The following is an 18343-nucleotide window of genomic DNA, read 5'->3' on the forward strand; positions in this document are numbered from 1 at the left end:
ATCTTCTTCTTATTTAGTATGACAAACAAAAGAAAATAAAGTGGAAAAAGGAAGTTGCCAAAAAGAAAATCGGCGTATTTTTTTGGTAATATTTTCATGATATTTCTAGATTCAAGAAAATACTTGAAAATATTACCGAAATCGTTTTCTTTTCAAACAATCCAGAGTATATTTAATGAGAAGTGAGATGAAAGGAGAAAAGATGATGAAGAAGGTACACATCGTCGCTCACACCCATTGGGATCGTGAGTGGTATTTTAGTGATAATGAAGCATTTATTCAATTTTCTTACCATATGGATGAGGTGATTTACGCATTAGAAAATAAGGAACTCGACTACTATTATTTGGATGGGCAATTAAGTATTCTAGATGACTATCTAAAAGTATATCCAAATCAAGAAGCAACACTTAAAAAATTAGTGGAAGTAAACAAACTATTTATTGGACCTTGGTATACGCAGATGGATGAATTTGTAGTAGCCGGTGAATCAGTTGTAAAAAATTTGCAAATCGGCATTGAAATGTCAAAACGTTTGGGTGGCCATACTTCATTAGGGTATTTACCAGATTCATTTGGTCAAGGGAAAGATATGCCTAAAATTTATAATGGTTTTGGCATTGAAGATGCTGTATTTTGGCGGGGGATGCCAAACGAAGTTACAAAAAGTCGAGAATTCTATTGGACAGCCGAAGATGGTTCAAAAGTATTGACGATCAATATTCGCAATGGCTACTATGCAGGAGTAGCACTTGTTGAAGGTGAGCTGTACCAGAAAAAAGAGATCCTTGATATTGTCTCACAAGATAGCGCAACAGATGTAGTGACATTACCAGTGGGTGGAGATCAGCGAGCGGTCGATCGAAACCTAAAAGAGATTATTCAAGAAGTGAACGAGCAATTTGGAAAAGAATATACCATTGAAGAAAGCAATTATCCTCATATTTTTAATTTATTAAGAAAACAAACCAAAAATTTACCGACTGTTCAAGGTGAATTTATGAGTGGTAGCGTTTCAAAAATTCACCGCTCTATTTATTCATCAAGATATGACTTGAAACAGTTAAATGATAAGGTCGAAAACCGTTTGATTTTTCAGTTAGAACCATTGATGCTGATGGCGGATGATTTAGGGATTCCGTTTAAACGAGAATTGCTGGATTACATTTGGAAACTATTATTAAAAAATCATGCTCACGATAGTATTGGCGGTTGTAATACGGACAAAACAAACGAAATGATTTTAGCTAGATACAAAGAAGCAGATCAGCTGTCATACTCAACAGTTGACTATCTCGTACGGAAAATTTCTGAATCAATAGCTGAAATTAAACCAAATGATTTGATTCTCTTTAATACTTTGCCATATAAAAGATGCGATCCTTATATAGTTGAAGTGAGTACAAAATTGAAACATATCAAATTATTTGATGACAATCATCAAGAATTAGAGCATCAAATTTTATCATCAGAAAAAGTTTATGCAGGTGAAGTCAGACGTTTAGAACGTGACTATGATGAAGCAAAATACTACTATATCCATAAAATTAGTTTCATAAAGGAAACAGATCCATTAGCATACACAATCGTTACAATAGAAGAGCAAGCTGAACTGGTTCATAATAAAATGATAACCAATGAGCGAGCGGTTGTCGAAAATGAAGCGTACAAACTTTCTTTTTCAGACGGACAGTTCTGTATTTTAGATAAAAGACAAGAAAAAACATATGAAAATTGCCTGTATGTGGAAGAATCTGGTGATGAAGGGGATACTTATGATTATTCACCAGCCTACCATGATAAAGTTCATCATTTAAACTTTGATACGAGTAACGTTGTTGTTCAGACAGGGCCATTTCTTTCAACTATGACTTTAAAAGGTAGCTGGTCCTTGCCGAAAGATTTACAATCTAGAAAAGAAGAGCAATTAAACGCTAAAGTCAACTATACCTTTGTTGTGACCTTAAGTAAAGAATCAAAACGTATTGATATGAAATTGAAAATCGATAATCAAGTGTTGGACCACCGGATGCGTTTAGTTGTGAAAACACCAGTAAAAAGTCAAGTCAGTTATGCGGATACGTTATTTGGAATCGTAGAAAGAAAGAATCAAGACCCACATATCCATGATTGGAAAAAGCTTGGTTGGAAAGAAGAACCAACAGAAATCTATCCAATGATTCACTATTCAACTATTCATGATGCAACGACTAGTTGGACGATTTTAAGTAGAGGAATCAAAGAATATCAAGTAATTGATAGTGATTTATATATTACTTTATTCAGAGGTGTAGGATTCTTAGGCAGACCCGAATTGTTAAGGAGGCCAGGAGATGCTTCTGGGAATCAATACCGCTATATTCCAACGCCTGACAGTCAGCTGTTAGGTGAGTTAGAGATGGATATATCACTAATTATTAGTGAAGTGTTTGACCCAGTGATGGTGCAAAAAGAATATCAGTTGTATTCAAACGAAAGTCCGTATTATCAAATCCAAACATTGAATCGTTTTACCAATCCGATTCAATATTTCCAGAGTAATAAAGTAGACCAATTAAATGGATTGAACACGCTTATTGATTTAAGTGACTCAAATTTGGTATATAGTGCATTAGAATTGAGTAGAGATCAAAAATGGGTCCAGATTCGTTTGTATAATCCATCGCTAGCGTCGAGTGTTGAAAACGAAAAAATAATGTTGAAAAATAAATCCAACATCCATTTTGTTGATTTAAATGGTAATACAATTGAAACATTAGGAAAGCTGCATGAAATTCAATTAGGGAAATTTAAACCAGGTGAAATTAAAACAGTTGCAATAGAAAGAACGCAGTAGAAAGGTCGAATTAAGATGAAAATAAATATCGAAAAGATTCAAGATCCATTATTAAAAATTGCAAATAAAGTAGATAATAACAGCGTTTTACAAGCAATTAAGAATGCATTTATTAGCAGTATTCCCTTTACTGTAGTTGGCTCATTTTCGAATTTGATCAAAATGCAGATTGATGCATTCTTTGGGGAAACGGCAATCGGTCAAACAGCTTCTGCAATATTCGGCAATGTTTATCTAGGAACACTGGGAATCGTCGCGTTATTGATTGTATTTTCTACTGCATATAATTATGCAAAAGAGTTGATGAAAAAACATCCTGAGGCCAATATCAACCCGCTATTAGCAACGTTACTTGCCTTTGCAGCCTACTTTGTTATGGTACCAAATAATGTGAACTTTGCAGATGATTCCGCTGAAATCGTTCAAGGTTATGCAAATAATTTCTTTAGTTATGAAGGAATGTTTACAGCTTTGATCGTCGGATTGCTAGCAGTTTTCTTATATTCAGTACTGGCAAAACACAAAATTGCCATCAAACTACCCGGAAATGTACCACCAAACGTGTTTGATTCCTTTTTTGCCTTAATTCCAATTTCGATAGTTTTATTGGTTTGTTCTATTTTGAAAGTTTTGATTGAAGCCTTTGATTTTAATTCCTTCATGGACATGGTTAGTCAATTATTTGTGCAACCATTGACCTCAGTTGGAACAGGCTTGCCCGCAATTATTGTAGTTATTTTATTAGAGCAAATCTTGTGGTTCTTAGGACTTCATGGCTTTAATATTGTGTGGGGCGTTGTGTCAGCATTATGGTTGCCGATCTTCTTAGAAAACGTGGCAAAATTTGCTGAAACAAAAAGTTTTGCGGACATTTCTGTTGCCCCGAACACAATGACAAATGTTTACGCAATGATTGGTGGATCAGGTGCAACATTTGGGTTGATTTTAGCCATTTTGATTTTCACACCAAAAACCTATAGTGGTCGTGAAGTAGCCAAACTTTCATTTATTCCTGGATTATTCGGAATCAATGAGCCAATTATTTTTGGCTTTCCAATCGTACTAAATCCATTGATGTTTATACCATTTGTATTTGTACCAGTATTTAATGCAATTGTCGCATATATTGTAACCAAAATTGGTTGGGTCGTTCCGTTGGTCGTTCTAAATTCTGGAAATGAGCCGATATTTATCAGTACTTGGATTTTAGGTGCGTTCCATCTTAGTCCTGTAATTTTAACAGCCGTGTTAGTTGTACTGGATATTTTCATCTATGCACCATTTGTACGGATGAATATGAAATTTGATGAAAGCCAATTACTTAACGCGCAAAATTAGTTCTAGGTTTTGATCAAAAGGTGGAAACAAAAGCAGTTCCATCGGAAATAAGCTGAAATTATTGTGAAATAAAATGGGATACGAACGGATGCAGAATAGTATCTACTTGGTCATAGGAATTTGAAGAGCAATCAGTAGGAACCATTCTACATCAAAGCTAAAAATCCTACTTTTCTTGTCATTTTTGTTCTTTTCTGTTGATTTCTCGAAGTTAAATACTTTTGACCCAACCGTATTTTCAATCCAAATATCTCTTATTTTGTTTCCAGATTGTGAAAGGAGGGCTTGATTATGGAAAGTTATATTGAACTGATCATTCAAGCAAACGAAAAGAAATTTACGGATGTTGAGCGGGTGATTGCGCACTATTTTCTTGATGGAAATAAGGAGCTGGGTATCCAAGAGCTTGCCCAAAAATTGAGTGTTTCCAATTCTTCGATTACTCGCTTTTGTAAAAAAATTGGTTTAGCGAATTATAAAGAACTGATTTATTTGTATAAATATTCTAGTAAAGGAACTAAGAAGCAAACGGATTCAAGCATCAACTATGTAAATTTAAATTATTCTTTGCTTCTCAATGACATTATCGAGAAACTAGATAAGGAACAAGTGAAAAAAGCTGCGCTGATGATTGACAAAGGGCGAATCATTCATTACTGGGGCACGGGCTATAATGCTTTTTGTGGTGAAGATTTTCAGTTTAAATTTTCTCGTTTAGGTAAAATTGTTAATGTGATCAAAGACGAGCATTCAATTGCAATGATGGCTCACGGCGTTCAATCAGGAGACCTTGTGATCATGTCCTCAATTTCTGGTGACAATGAAACGATTTTGGAGGCAATCAGAGTTGTTTCTGAAAAAAATGCCAAAGTAATCGTTATTACAGCGAATGAAAAAAGTCCGTATAAAAAGCTTTCTGAGGCATTTTGCTTAACTAGTTCCATGGGGAAAAAAGATATGGGCGGGATTTCTCCACAAATTCCAGTGTTAACAGTAATCGATATTTTATATACTGAGATATTAGCGATGTATCATGAAGATACAATCAAATCTTGGATAAAATCAGAAGTGATTTTAAAAGGAAAATAAAGAGGAGCCTATTTATGACGGTCAGTTATTCAAAAAAAATAATTAAAAATTTAAAAAAACAAGTCGCTGAGAAAGTTGACAATCCCAGATGGAGTGAAGTGTTCGCAAATTGTTTTGATAATACATTAGAGACAACTGTTAAAACAACCGCAGATGATACATTTGTGATTACCGGAGACATTCCTGCTATGTGGTTAAGAGACTCGTCCGCACAGATCAAACCGTATCTCGCTATAGCCACTGAAGATGAACAGGTCAAACAATTGATTAGAGGATTAATTAACCGCCAAATCAAGTGTATTTTGATAGATCCTTATGCGAATGCTTTTAATGAATCGGAAAACGGGCATTGTTATCATCACGATAGCACCGAAATGAACGGCTGGATTTGGGAACGAAAATACGAAGTAGATTCCTTGTGTTATCCTATTGAGCTTGCTTATTTATTATGGAAAAAGACGGGGGAAACAACCCATTTCACTAAAAACTTTAAACAAGCGGCTGAAACAATCATCAATGTTTTTAAAATAGAGCAGAATCATGAAAATTCAAGCTATCGCTTTGAACGATTCGGTGAAAGACCAGAAGATACTCTGTCTAATAATGGATTAGGCGAACCTTGTGGTTATACTGGTATGACGTGGTCTGGCTTTCGTCCTAGTGATGATAGTTGTACCTACCATTATCTTATCCCAGCCAATATGTTTGCGGTAGTTATCTTAGATTATCTGGCAGAGATTCTTGAGACAATGTATAATGATGTTATTTTAGCTGAAAAGGCTAGACAATTAAAAAACGAAATTGAGCAGGGGATTATAGAATGGGGAGTTGTTGAATATCAAGGGAAAAAAGTTTATGCTTATGAGGTTGACGGTTTGGGTAATTATCTTTTAATGGATGATGCCAATGTCCCTAGTTTGTTAGCCGCACCATATTTAGGCTATTGTTCGATGGAGGACGAAGTTTATCTAAATACACGAGACTTGATTTTATCCGATACAAATCCCTACTACTTTGAAGGAAATAAGTTAAAGGGAATCGGAAGTGAGCATACGCCAAAAAATTATGTTTGGCCGATTGCTTTATGTATTCAAGGGCTGACAACTGAAGATCAAACGGAAAAAGTCGAGCTTTTAAATACCTTAGTTCAAACTGATGCAGGTACGAATCATATGCACGAAGGGATCAATGTGAATGATCCTGCTCAATATACACGTGAATGGTTTTCTTGGGCAAATATGATGTTTTGTACGTTACTTTTAGATTATTTAAAAATAACCAACTAGGAGAAGAGAGAATGAAAACATTTCCTAAAGATTTTTTGTGGGGCGCAGCTATATCCGCTCCACAATCAGAAGGCCATGGTTCTTTAAACGGAAAATCACCCTCAACTTGGGATAAGTGGTATGAAATGAATCCAGAAAAATTCTCGAAAAATCAAGGGCCTGAACATACCTCAAATATGTATGAAACCTATTGTGAGGATGCCAAACGAATGAACGCTATTCACCTAAATTCTTTCAGAACGTCAATTGCTTGGACGCGATTATTGCCGGATGGTAAAACAGTGAATTCAGAAGCTGTTGCGTTTTACCGGAGCTATTTTAATGAGTTGCGTTCAAATGGTGTTAAACCAATCATTAACTTATTTCATTTTGACATGCCTTGGTGGTTAATGAAAAAAGGGGGCTGGGAAGCGCGAGAATCAGTTGAAGCGTTTGCCTTTTATGCCAACACTTGCTTTGAATTATTTGGTGATTTAGTCGAACTGTGGACGACCTTTAATGAGCCGATGGTTCATGTTGAATGTGGCTATTTATATGGCTATCATTATCCAGCTATACATGATTTGAAAAAGGCCATTCAAGTAGGTTTTCATACGTTGATGGCGCATACTTTAGCGGTCAAATCATTTAAAGAAGGCAAATACTCTGGCCAAATTGGTATTATATTAAATGTTTCCCCCTGCTACCCAAAAAGTCAGAGCAAAGAAGATTTAGAAGCAGCTCAACTGGCTGATTTATTAAACACAAAAAGCTTTTTAGACCCAACAGTCTTAGGAACAATTCCTGAAAATTTGATTGAACTTTTAGCAGCGAATGAGTTACTGCCAAAAGTAGAAACAAACGATTTAAACACGATCAAAAAAAATACTGTTGATTTTATTGGCATGAATTATTATCAACCTCGTCGGGTTCAAGCACCTACAAAAATCAATCAGCCTGCTCTTTCCCCGGCTGATTTTTATGAGCATTACGATTGGTCAGGTAAAAAAATCAACCCCTATCGCGGGTGGGAAATTTATCCTGAGGCTTTATATGATGTGGCACTGATGATTAAAAATGAATATAAAAATATTGCCTGGTATGTTTCTGAAAATGGCATGGGTGTGGCAGATGAAGAGCGATTCATGGACCAAACAGGAATGATTCAAGATGATTACCGAATTGAATTTATGCAAGAACATTTAGCGCAACTGCATAAAGGGATTGAAGCAGGAAGTAATTGTTTTGGTTATCATTCATGGACATTTATTGATTGTTGGTCTTGGCTGAACGGATATAAAAATCGTTATGGTTTTTACCGATTAGACTTGGAAAATGACCAACGTACTCTAAAACAGAGTGGACATTGGTTTAAAGAAGTGGTTGATCGAAATGGCCTAATTTGATAAAGTGCTTGTATGTACATTAACTGGCATTATCTTTGGTATAGATGGAATTTAAGTGAATCACTTTTGCTTGATTATAAGTTTAGGACGGATTAAGTCTTGTGAAAAAATGATAGGAGTTGAGTGAAATGCAACGAAAAGTGATGCAACGAAGTAACAACTCGATACAGTTAGAGGGCTGATAGAAACTGTATAGAGTAAGATGATTGCTATCAGGACAACCTTTATAACTGTATCCAACTTACAATGAAGAATTAGACAGTGTAAGGGAGAGTTAGTTATGAACAATGAAGACTTAAAAAAATATTGGCAAACGATTGAGCAATTGCCATTTAATGGCTGGGATTTTTCTTATATGTGCAATCGTTGGCGTCAAGATGAATTACCTTGGAGTTATTCAAGGCTTGTTCGTGAACACTTATCTAAGGAAATGGACTTATTAGATATGGGAACTGGTGGGGGAGAATTACTGCTGACATTTGAGCATCCGTATCATCAAACTACCGTAACCGAAGGCTGGCGGCCCAACTATCGTTTATTAAAAGAAACATTACAACCATTAGGCGCAAAAGTCGTATTTGTAGCGGAAGATGATCAATTGAAATTTCCAAAGGATTCTTTTGATATTGTCTTAAATAGTCATGAATCTTATGATTTGACTGAAGTGAGCAGAGTATTGAGGCCGGGCGGGTTATTTATTACACAGCAAGTTGGCGATCAAAATGGACGTGCCCTTTCACAAAAGCTATTCAACAATGTTCAACGACAACGGATTGACTGGTCTTTAGAAACAGCGAAAAAAGCGCTGCTAAAAGAAAATTTTGATATTTTGTTTGCTGCGGAATCTTTTCTAGCACAACATTTCCTAGATATGGAGGGACTCATTTACTATATCAAAAGAATTCCATGGGAATACCCAAATTTTTCTGTAGAAACTCATTTTGAAGCGTTACTCGATAGACAAAAAGAATTATGTGAAAAAGGGTTCATTTCTAATCAGCAGCATCGGTTTATTTTAATTGGAAAATTAATGGATTTGTAGAAAAAAAAGCGTGTGGTTCACCGAATACGAGTGGACCACATGCTTTTAAAGCATTGATTATTTTACAACGAGTACATTACAAGGAGCGAACTGTACAACATAACTTGTTGTCGTGCCAAGCTGGCTTGATTGGATCATCCCTTTACCAGTTGCACCTACAACGATTAAATCAATTGCCTGATTCGTAGGTACAGTGGTAGCAATCATTTCTTTAGGATTGCCGATTTCGACTATTGGAATGACCTCATCTAGACCTTGTTCAGTGGCATAATAAATGTTTTTTAGTAACTCTTTTTCAATAGCTTCTTTTTCTTGTGCAAGTACTTTTGAATAAGCATAAGAACTATGACTGATTGCATTTTCGTCAACAACAGATAATAAATATAAGGTAGCATTTTTTTCTTTAGCAATAGCAACACCATGTTGCAACGCTAACTCAGCATTTTTAGATCCATCAACAGCAACTAAAATAGTAGAATAGTTATTGATCATTTTAATCAGCACCTTTCTTTATCTACCTTTATTATAACATGTTCCCTAGTAGAGGTTAAACAAATTGATAAAAGTGACGACTAGCTTGACTAGATGAAAAAAACGATAAGAAAGCAGAATCGCTCTGACTTTCTTATCGTTTCACATTATTTATAATCCAAGGAAGGGAGCCGGATTAACAAATCCACCCCATAAACTGGTTGAAATACTAAAGTGCAAATGAACTCCTGTAGAATTTCCAGTAGTGCCCATACCGCCTAATGTTTGACCAGCACTAACGTTTTGACCAGCGGCTACACTTAAGCTACTCATGTGTAAATAGTAAGAGTAGTAGCCATTATCATGTTTGATTACAACATGGTTGCCAGCCATACCACCATAATTTGCACTAACCACTTCACCAGATCGAGCGGCCATAATTGGCGTGCCACTTGCTCCGCCAAAATCAATACCATCATGGAATGAGCCAGAAATTCCGGTAGGGTCTTCACGACCACCAAATCCACTAGTAATGCTCATACTAGCTACAGGAGCAGACCAACCGCCAGAGGATACTGAAGGAGTAGGTACTTGTTGAGTATTATTCGTATTCGTCGTTGTATCGGGAACTGTAACAGCTTCTTCAGTTGTTTGTACAGGAGCCGATTGAACAGTTGGTTCGTCTCTTTTTGCTTGTTCGGCAGCTTGCTTTTCAGCAACAACTTTAGCCGCAGCTTCTTTTTTCTTTTCTTCAGCAATTGCTTTTAATTGGGCTTCTTTTCTTTTTACAGCTTCATCTTTTTGTTTGACAAATTTATCCTTTTCAGCTGTTTCAGTAGCAAGACTTGCAGCAATTTCGTTGATTTTTACGTTTTGCTCAAGCTTCGCTTCGGCCAAAGCAGTTTCTTTTTCTTCAAGTTCTTCTGTTTTCTTCTCAAGAGTTGTTAAGGTTTCAGTTAATGAAACTTTCAGCGTATCCAGTTCCTTTTTATCCTCTTTTTGAGCCGTTAAAATATCATTATTTGCTGTAACTAATGTATTCACAGCGATGGCTTTTGAAATAGCATCAGAAAAAGATTCAGCACTTAGTAACACAGTCAACATAGATTCTTGTTCATGGTTTGTTTGTGTTACTCTAGCTTGAGCTTGTAATTGCTCATTTCTTTTTTGAATTTTTGTTTCTAAATTCGCAATATCAGTATTTAACTGATTCATTTCTTTTTCATGCTTTTGTTTTTCAGAAAGAACAGCCTGATATTCTGTTTCGATCGTCGTAATCTCTTTTTCTAAAGTAGTTAGATAATCTTTTGCATCTTTTTCGGTCTTAATAATTTCGTCTATTTTCTTTGTTTGATTTTGGATTTTTTGATCGATATCTTCTGCTGATACGCTCATTGGTGCAGCGTGTACTAATAAAATAAATGACAGTGTAATCAGTAGTTTTTTCTTCAAGTGATGTTCCTCGCTTTTTTATTGATTATTTTAAACGTTTGACAGCTTAGATATTGTCTCCGTTCATCATCGTTTATGATACAAGACAAAGTATACCATATTTTTTTAAGAATAATTAGGCTTAAACTATCAGATCAATCAAAAAAATGAAATTTAAAATATGGCAATAATGGTAACATCTAATTGTAATATGCGAAACTTACTATTAATAAGAAACAATAATTGTAATAGTTAAAAAAAGCTTATTTTCGTTTTAAATATTATAATCAGCATAAAATTCATCAAGTAAATAGATGAGTTCTTTTTTTACCTGAGCATATTTTTTTGTCACTGTTTTCTCAGTTAATAGTTTACCTTGCTTAGGTTTTTTAATAGAACTGTTATAATCAATGGATTTCATGGTGTGTTTCGTTCTATAAACTATATCGTTAGTGATAACTTCTGATAATAAAGCAAAAATTTGTGGAACCTCTGAAAAAAGTTTACATGATTCTGATCGTTTTAATAAATCAAAGACTAAAAATAAGACAGAAGCGTTAATCTCTTTTTGGTTAGAATGATACAATAATTCTTCGATCATTGGTAAAAAGTCTGTTCTATAACGATCGTTTTGTTCGATTCTGTAAAGTGTGGAATCTTCAGAAATAAGGGAGAATTGTTCGGAAAGTTCTGATTGATAATTTATTTCAAATAAATCTGGGAATAGCTCGTTTGCAGTAGTCAGTATCTTTAAATCTTGGCTATAGCTGATCTTCTGTTTTTTTAGTGAGTGTATTAATAGTTCAAGCTGTTCATTCTCAAGTTGATGTTGTAAATTCGCTTCACTCAATAATTGTTTCACATAATCTTTGAACGCTCCATAGCGAATCCAATCGATTGTTGTGTTGCCAAGAATCGCAATTTTTTCTAATCTTTCTGGTTTAGGTAGATTATTTCCTTTTTCCCAGTTATTTACTGTGCTGGCACTTGCATTTCCTACTAAATTAGCAAAAAGAGCCATTGAGTACTTATGTTGATCTCGAATTTCTTTGATTCTTTTCCCAGCTGCTTTTAAATCTATCTCCAAAATAATACCTCCTTGGTATGAATACTCTACGCTCTTCGTAAAGCTGACTAAAATTTCTTTCTTTTACTATATCATTATTTAAGAATAAATGTACCGTTTTTATTTCAATTTGTCGTTGCAATAAATCGTTTGGAGTGATATGATCTTTATACCGAAATATATTCAATTATTTTTCTTTGTTTTATAAAATGAGAGTGTAAGTAAATTTTACCACTAAGAAAATAAAAAAATAAGACCCAATAAATTTACTTTAGTCCATTAATTTCTTTTTTAAAAATACCGAAAAACATTCATTATTTAAGGAGGAGAAGTACACATGAAAAAAATAGCTAAAATTGAGGAGCAAAAAAATCATCTTTTATATCAATTCTTGGTTAGACTGAATAATGAGATTCCTTACCAAGAAAATAAAGAAAGAATGGAAGAGACGTGTATTCAACAGTACAAGCTACTAGTCAACATGTCGTTTAGCGCAAATGTTTTATATAAAGGCTTAGATTATGCAAGCCATGTATATAATCATGTGGCAAAGATCGAATATACACGATTATGCAAGATGATCATCAAAGAAGGCTTTGAGCAAAGTGCAACAGAAGACATACTAAAAAAGCTCAAAAAAACTCAAAATGAATTAGTTCGTCATTCTCCCATTACTAAAGAATCAGAAGGAATTGATATTTTTTATGGATTTACTGGTGGAAACCGTAAAAAATATAAAGCAAATCGAAAAGCAATCCAACAAATGTATAGTGAAATAAAACGAGAATCTGAAAAAAACGTGTATAAATATTTTAAGGAATCTTGTGTAAGAAAATATAGTAGGATTAAAGAAAAAAGAGATTATGCTATTTGGCTTTTTAAGAGTTATACTTGGCATTAATCAGAGTGACTTAATATAAAATACGCAAGAAATTTTTGTTTATATGAAATGAGTTACTTTATTTTTTCCAAATGCTAGATTGTGCTATGCTTAAAATGAGAGATTGGCTCTGACATAAATGAATTGAAAAGAAGGAAAGAAGGAATTTTAATGAAGAGGAACGATGAAGAACATAGTGATCATCAAATGCATAACTTGGAAAGTATGGATCACAGTATATTTGGGCATCAGTCGCATGAACATATGTCTAGTATGGATCATTCTATGCATATGGGGAATTTTAAACAAAAGTTCTGGTTTTCTTTAATTCTTGCTATACCGATTATTTTTATTTCACCAATGATGGGTGTGGATTTGTCTTTTCAGTTTACTTTCCCTGGTTCTGATTGGCTCGTCTTGGTTTTAGCATCAATTTTATTTTTTTATGGAGGGGAACCTTTTTTAAATGGTGCTAAGATGGAGCTGAAACAAAAAAGTCCAGCGATGATGACCTTGATCGCTATGGGTATTTCTGTCTCTTATTTTTATAGCGTGTACGCATTCATAATGAATAAGTTAATGCCGCAAAATCATGTGATGGATTTTTTCTGGGAGTTGGCCACCTTGATTGTTATTATGTTGTTGGGTCATTGGATCGAGATGAATGCTATTTCCAATGCAAGTGATGCTTTGCAAAAGATGGCTGAACTGTTACCTAACACAGTGAAACGATTAAACAAAGACGGCAACGAGGAAGAGGTGGCATTGCAGCAAGTAAAAGAAAATGATCATTTAATAGTCCGGGCGGGCGATAAAATACCAGCTGATGGTGTGATCATTAACGGTCAAACATTAGTGGACGAATCAATGGTTACAGGTGAGTCAAAAACTGTGACAAAAAATAAAGAGGATAAGGTTATCGGAGGTTCGGTTAACGGAAGTGGAACAATTGAAATAAGAGTAACAGGAACTGGCGAAACAGGCTATCTTTCAAAAGTTATGGGGATGGTAAAAAAAGCTCAGAGCGAAAAATCAAAACTTGAATCGTTATCAGATCGAGTGGCAAAGTGGTTGTTCTATATAGCATTCGCTGCGGGACTGTTCGCATTTTTTACTTGGCTGATCATCGATAGAGATGTAAGCATTGCCTTTGAACGAATGGTGACGGTCCTTATTATTGCTTGTCCTCATGCGCTAGGTTTAGCTATTCCTTTGGTTGTGGCACGTTCCACTTCAATTGCAGCAAAACATGGATTATTATTGAAAAACCGTAATGCCCTTGAACAAGCAAATGACATTCAATATGTTATGTTAGATAAGACAGGAACACTGACTGAAGGCAAATTTACTGTAACTGGGGTTGAAATGCTCAGCAAAGAGATGACTACACAAAAGGCCCTAAAATTGATCGGTGCCTTGGAAAATAATGCGAATCACCCATTAGCGATAGGCATCATGAAGTATATAAAAGAACAAGGAATTATACCAGACAAGGCAGAGAACCTTCAAAGTATTTCCGGCATTGGTTTAACAGGGATGGTCAACGGACAATCCGTAAAAATTGTGAATGAAAAAGAAGTGGATCGATTAAATTTTACCTTTGACCGTTTATTAAAACAAAGCTATCAAGAACAGGGAAATACCTTAAGTTATTTGATCGTTGAGGAGCAACTTGTGGCGTTGATTGCATTAGGAGACGTGGTAAAATCAGAAGCAAAGCAATTTATTACTGAGTTAAAAATACAAGGAATCGTTCCTATAATGTTAACAGGTGATAATAAAAAAGCAGCAGAATCAGTCGCTCATTACCTAGGGATTGATGAATTTCATGGAGAGTTATTGCCAGAAGATAAGGAGAAAATCATTCAAACATATATAAGCGAAGGCAAAAAAGTAATGATGGTTGGAGACGGAATTAATGATGCACCAAGTTTAGTTAGAGCGACAATCGGTGTTGCGATTGGGGCGGGAACTGATGTTGCAATTGATTCAGCTGATGTAGTCTTGACAGATAGTGATCCAAAAGATATTCTCCGTTTCCTAGATTTAGCCAAACAAACACGACGCAAAATGATTCAAAATCTTTGGTGGGGCGCTGGTTATAATATTATTGCGATTCCACTAGCGGCAGGGATTCTAGCACCATGGGGAATAATACTAAACCCAGCAGTTGGAGCAATCTTGATGTCTCTGAGCACTGTAATAGTTGCAGCAAATGCTATGACTTTACGTATCCATAATTAAAAAAATGAAAAGTAATGAATAGTGCGTATATTTAATATGCCTATTCATTACTTTTTTTGTGAAAATGAGTGATAGAATAGAGGCTCATTTTTATAGCGGAGGTTTGGAATGGACTTTAAAGAAATCCTTGATTTTGAATCAATCAAGTTACTTAACCTGTTTAATGTACTCAAATCAAATGAGAATAGTTGTTCATTAAAACAACTTTCAAATGAAGTAGGAATCAATTCAAAAACGATCCAAAGATCATTGGTCAAATTACAAAAATTATTCAAACGATATCAATTGGATCAGCATTTAACCATTTGTGCTAATTCAAAAAAATATATTTACTTAAAAAAAGACAATGCACATTATGTAGAAACGTTTTTAGTTCGCTATTTAAGCAATCTACCTGAGATTGTTTTTCTGAAAGCAATTATCGAAGAGGAGAATATTTTAATGAAACAATTAGCAGAAAGATCGCTGATTGGTGAGTCAAGTATGAGAAAACGTATGAAAAAGATCAACGAGTGGCTTAAAAAATTTAATATTCAGTTGACACGAGGAACGTACGAATTTAAAGGAAATGAGGAACAGATAAGAGCGATGATTTTCCATTTTTACTGGTTTGTTTATCAAGGGACGGAAACGAAGTTTTTACTTAATGGGAAAAATCGAAGCAAATGCCTAACAGAACAATTCATTTTATTTTTTCAAATACAAATAAATGATCTTCAAAAAAAAGGTCTTTATCGAATGATTCAAATTGCAAGCTGGCGTTATCAAAAAGGGAACAAAGTTCAGATAAGAACTAACTGGAAGCAATATATTGAAAATAGTTCTATTTTCTTGAAATTTATGAAGGCAATGAGAATGGAACAAATGACGAAGCACTTGCCTTTTGAAGAATTAGCTTATTTGTATTTAATTTCTCAAGCATATTTTTTTCAGTACTATGAATCACGCATACAGGCCTATATTATTGAAGAGCATTATTTAAGGCAGACATCTTGTTTTTATAAAACATTGATTGCAGCACACAAATTTAGACGAGTCTTTTGGAATAATAATTTCACCTATTCAATGGAAAGCGTTAATGCATTTTTAGGATTCCATTTACATTATGAATTAGTTTCAAATATTTCATTTGAAAGGAATCAGCCAATTAAAGCTCTCCAAGAATGCTATCCTAGCTTTTCAAGTAAACTTGAAGAAGGGATAAGTGAGTTGGTAAAAGAGTCCCCGTGTTATCGCAATATACCAAAAGAATCTTTATTCCATCGGTATTTTATGATTTTAAGTTCTCGTATTCCACCTGTTTATAATGAGAAAAAAATTGTGGTCTGTTTGATGACGGATTTACCACTTGAAATCGAAACGCAACTAGGAAAGAGAATTAATACTTTTTTTCTTAACAAATTCAATTTAGCTGTTATTTATGCCAGAATTTCTAGAAACATCTCATACTCAGATATCATTTTAACAACAGTCCTTTGTCAGGAAGTGGAGCAAAAGTACAATTTACCAACCTTACTTATTGAGCCAGAATTTTCTGAGGAGGGATTTATTAAAATTGAAAAGATATTAAAAAAAGTTAGAAAATGAAACCCTTTCATAAAAATGTGTTAAACTAAACTAGTCAATATAATTTGAGGAGGTTTTCTAGTGAAAAAAATTCAATTTGGAACAAGCGATTTACAAGTAGCATCGGTTATTCTCGGCTGTATGAGAATGAATGGCGCTGAAAATCCTAGAGAGATTATAGAAACTGCATATGAAAATGGGATCGATTTTTTTGATCATGCAGATATTTATGGTGGAGGAGAATGCGAAACTATTTTTGGAAAAGCGTTGAAAGGAACGTCGATTAAAAGAGAAGATATCATTATCCAGACAAAATGTGGTATTCGTAAAGGAATGTTCGACTTTTCCAAAGAGCATATCGTAGGGTCAGTTGAAAACAGTTTGAAGCGTTTAGATGTTGAGTATGTAGATGCCTTATTATTACACAGACCAGACACACTAGTAGAACCTGAAGAAGTTGCAGCAGCTTTTGACCAGTTAGAAGCACAAGGAAAAGTAAAATATTTTGGTGTTAGCAATCAAAAACCCATGCAAATCGATTTATTGAAAAAGACAGTGAAGCAGCCACTAATAGTGAATCAATTGCAATTTGGGATCAAACATACAGGAATGATTGATCAAGGAATCCATGTGAACATGACAGATGAACCAAGTACTGACAGAGATGGAAGTCTCTTAGATTATTCACGATTGAATCAGATGACAATTCAAGCATGGTCGCCTTATCAATATGGTTTCTTTGAAGGGGTATTCATTGGAAATGAGAAATTCTCAGAATTAAACAGCGTTTTAGATCGAATTGCGGCAAATCATAATTGCACAGCCACTGGCTTAGCTACTGCTTGGATTTTAAGACATCCTGCAAACATGCAAGTTATTGCTGGAAGTATGAATAAAGAGCGAATTAAAGAAATTGCAAAAGCTTCTGAGATTGTATTAAACAGAGAAGAATGGTATGAAATCTATTGTGCAGCTGGAAATATTTTACCTTGATGAGAATGTTTTTGAACAAATCAGCAGTTACTGATTCTGTTGAATAATAAAGAATTAAGATGATGGTCATTAAAAAAGTTACACTTTAGAAATGTTTCGTTCATATATTTTTCACATTTACCTTGTAGTATAAAGACATAGAAGAAAGAGACAATAGTTACAAAAAATCAATTTCATTTGTGTGAACTCCTAATTGACCCCCTCTGAGTGTGCAGAGGGGGTTTTCTTTTTGTTTTAATTACTAGTCTAAGGTATTTTATGATAAATTGTTATCTTTAACCAAATGAAAGGAATCAAAAATAACAAGTCCATTATAACTTATTAAAGAAAGACTACCTAACGTAACGTTTCATTTTTCTCACTTGCCATATACCAAAGGCAATGACTGTTGTCTCCACAAAGATACCAATTAAATCAGACACTGTTAGAGTCTTCTGTAAGAATATATTGATAATTGTACACAAAAAAAACGTAAATAAAAATACACTTGTTCGACTTTGAGTTAAGTCTTGACCTAATTTTTTCAAAATTATTCCTTCTCTCCATTGTATTGAATCGTTATAGTCAAATATATTTTTTATTTTATCAAAGAAGCTAATGAAAGAAAAGGGCATTAAAAAAATGTCCAACAGAAAGATTGACCTACTATAAAAATAAATTCAAGGCGATTAACTTAACTAAAATGTTCTTATTTTTAAAGTATTTAAAAGCGTGTT

The 18343-nt window shown here is 34.4% G+C and carries 13 protein-coding genes; 10 read left to right on the plus strand and 3 right to left on the minus strand.

What is annotated here, in order from left to right; translation table 11 throughout:
* The first annotated feature begins 205 nt into the window (after positions 1–205).
* The 6 genes from BCR24_RS07680 (at position 206) to BCR24_RS07705 (ending at position 8976) form a co-directional block, all read left to right on the plus strand.
* The gene (locus BCR24_RS07680; RefSeq protein WP_069639960.1) at positions 206–2836 is read left to right on the plus strand and encodes a glycoside hydrolase family 38 N-terminal domain-containing protein; all 2631 of its coding nucleotides are present in this window, start codon (positions 206–208) and stop codon (positions 2834–2836) included.
* Positions 2837–2851: 15 nt separating this feature from the next.
* On the plus strand, positions 2852–4174 hold the full coding sequence (locus BCR24_RS07685) for a PTS sugar transporter subunit IIC (protein WP_069639961.1): 1323 nt from the start codon (positions 2852–2854) through the stop codon (positions 4172–4174).
* A gap of 291 nt (positions 4175–4465) precedes the next feature.
* Positions 4466–5263: a MurR/RpiR family transcriptional regulator gene (locus BCR24_RS07690; RefSeq protein ID WP_069639962.1), complete on the plus strand. Its 798-nt coding sequence runs from the start codon at positions 4466–4468 to the stop codon at positions 5261–5263.
* A gap of 14 nt (positions 5264–5277) precedes the next feature.
* Positions 5278–6549, plus strand: coding sequence for a glycoside hydrolase family 125 protein (locus BCR24_RS07695; RefSeq protein WP_069639963.1), 1272 nt, complete (start codon positions 5278–5280; stop codon positions 6547–6549).
* Between the two features lie 11 nt (positions 6550–6560).
* Positions 6561–7934, plus strand: a complete 1374-nt coding sequence (locus BCR24_RS07700; RefSeq protein WP_069639964.1) for a glycoside hydrolase family 1 protein — start codon at positions 6561–6563, stop codon at positions 7932–7934.
* 280 nt (positions 7935–8214) lie between these two features.
* On the plus strand, positions 8215–8976 hold the full coding sequence (locus tag BCR24_RS07705) for a class I SAM-dependent methyltransferase (protein WP_069639965.1): 762 nt from the start codon (positions 8215–8217) through the stop codon (positions 8974–8976).
* Positions 8977–9033: 57 nt separating this feature from the next.
* Here BCR24_RS07705 and BCR24_RS07710 read toward each other — a convergent pair whose 3' ends face one another.
* From BCR24_RS07710 to BCR24_RS07720, 3 genes are all read right to left on the minus strand, one after another.
* Positions 9034–9468 (minus strand): universal stress protein, encoded by a 435-nt coding sequence (locus tag BCR24_RS07710; protein ID WP_069639966.1) that lies wholly within the window; start codon positions 9466–9468, stop codon positions 9034–9036.
* Between the two features lie 150 nt (positions 9469–9618).
* Complete coding sequence (locus BCR24_RS07715; protein ID WP_069639967.1) at positions 9619–10899, minus strand: murein hydrolase activator EnvC family protein; 1281 nt, start codon at positions 10897–10899, stop codon at positions 9619–9621.
* A gap of 253 nt (positions 10900–11152) precedes the next feature.
* Positions 11153–11965, minus strand: coding sequence for a helix-turn-helix domain-containing protein (locus tag BCR24_RS07720; protein WP_069639968.1), 813 nt, complete (start codon positions 11963–11965; stop codon positions 11153–11155).
* A gap of 316 nt (positions 11966–12281) precedes the next feature.
* Between BCR24_RS07720 and BCR24_RS07725 the strand changes: the two genes are divergently transcribed.
* The 4 genes from BCR24_RS07725 to BCR24_RS07740 all read left to right on the plus strand — a co-directional run bounded on the left by BCR24_RS07725 (position 12282) and on the right by BCR24_RS07740 (position 17627).
* On the plus strand, positions 12282–12845 hold the full coding sequence (locus BCR24_RS07725) for a hypothetical protein (protein ID WP_069639969.1): 564 nt from the start codon (positions 12282–12284) through the stop codon (positions 12843–12845).
* A gap of 186 nt (positions 12846–13031) precedes the next feature.
* Positions 13032–15068 (plus strand): heavy metal translocating P-type ATPase, encoded by a 2037-nt coding sequence (locus BCR24_RS07730; protein ID WP_379896717.1) that lies wholly within the window; start codon positions 13032–13034, stop codon positions 15066–15068.
* Positions 15069–15176: 108 nt separating this feature from the next.
* Complete coding sequence (locus tag BCR24_RS07735; RefSeq protein WP_069639971.1) at positions 15177–16655, plus strand: helix-turn-helix domain-containing protein; 1479 nt, start codon at positions 15177–15179, stop codon at positions 16653–16655.
* Positions 16656–16715: 60 nt separating this feature from the next.
* The gene (locus BCR24_RS07740) at positions 16716–17627 is read left to right on the plus strand and encodes an aldo/keto reductase (protein ID WP_069639972.1); all 912 of its coding nucleotides are present in this window, start codon (positions 16716–16718) and stop codon (positions 17625–17627) included.
* The last annotated feature ends 716 nt before the right edge of the window (positions 17628–18343 follow it).

The sequence above is a fragment of the Enterococcus ureilyticus genome (genome assembly GCF_001730315.1).
Classification (GTDB): domain Bacteria; phylum Bacillota; class Bacilli; order Lactobacillales; family Enterococcaceae; genus Enterococcus_L; species Enterococcus_L ureilyticus.

Coding starts and splice junctions, on each gene's coding strand:
- BCR24_RS07680 (WP_069639960.1), top strand. CDS start 206: ATGAAGAAGGTACACATCGTCGCTCACACCCATTGGGATCGTGAGTGG.
- BCR24_RS07685 (WP_069639961.1), top strand. CDS start 2,852: ATGAAAATAAATATCGAAAAGATTCAAGATCCATTATTAAAAATTGCA.
- BCR24_RS07690 (WP_069639962.1), top strand. CDS start 4,466: ATGGAAAGTTATATTGAACTGATCATTCAAGCAAACGAAAAGAAATTT.
- BCR24_RS07695 (WP_069639963.1), top strand. CDS start 5,278: ATGACGGTCAGTTATTCAAAAAAAATAATTAAAAATTTAAAAAAACAA.
- BCR24_RS07700 (WP_069639964.1), top strand. CDS start 6,561: ATGAAAACATTTCCTAAAGATTTTTTGTGGGGCGCAGCTATATCCGCT.
- BCR24_RS07705 (WP_069639965.1), top strand. CDS start 8,215: ATGAACAATGAAGACTTAAAAAAATATTGGCAAACGATTGAGCAATTG.
- BCR24_RS07710 (WP_069639966.1), bottom strand. CDS start 9,468: ATGATCAATAACTATTCTACTATTTTAGTTGCTGTTGATGGATCTAAA.
- BCR24_RS07725 (WP_069639969.1), top strand. CDS start 12,282: ATGAAAAAAATAGCTAAAATTGAGGAGCAAAAAAATCATCTTTTATAT.
- BCR24_RS07730 (WP_379896717.1), top strand. CDS start 13,032: ATGCATAACTTGGAAAGTATGGATCACAGTATATTTGGGCATCAGTCG.
- BCR24_RS07735 (WP_069639971.1), top strand. CDS start 15,177: ATGGACTTTAAAGAAATCCTTGATTTTGAATCAATCAAGTTACTTAAC.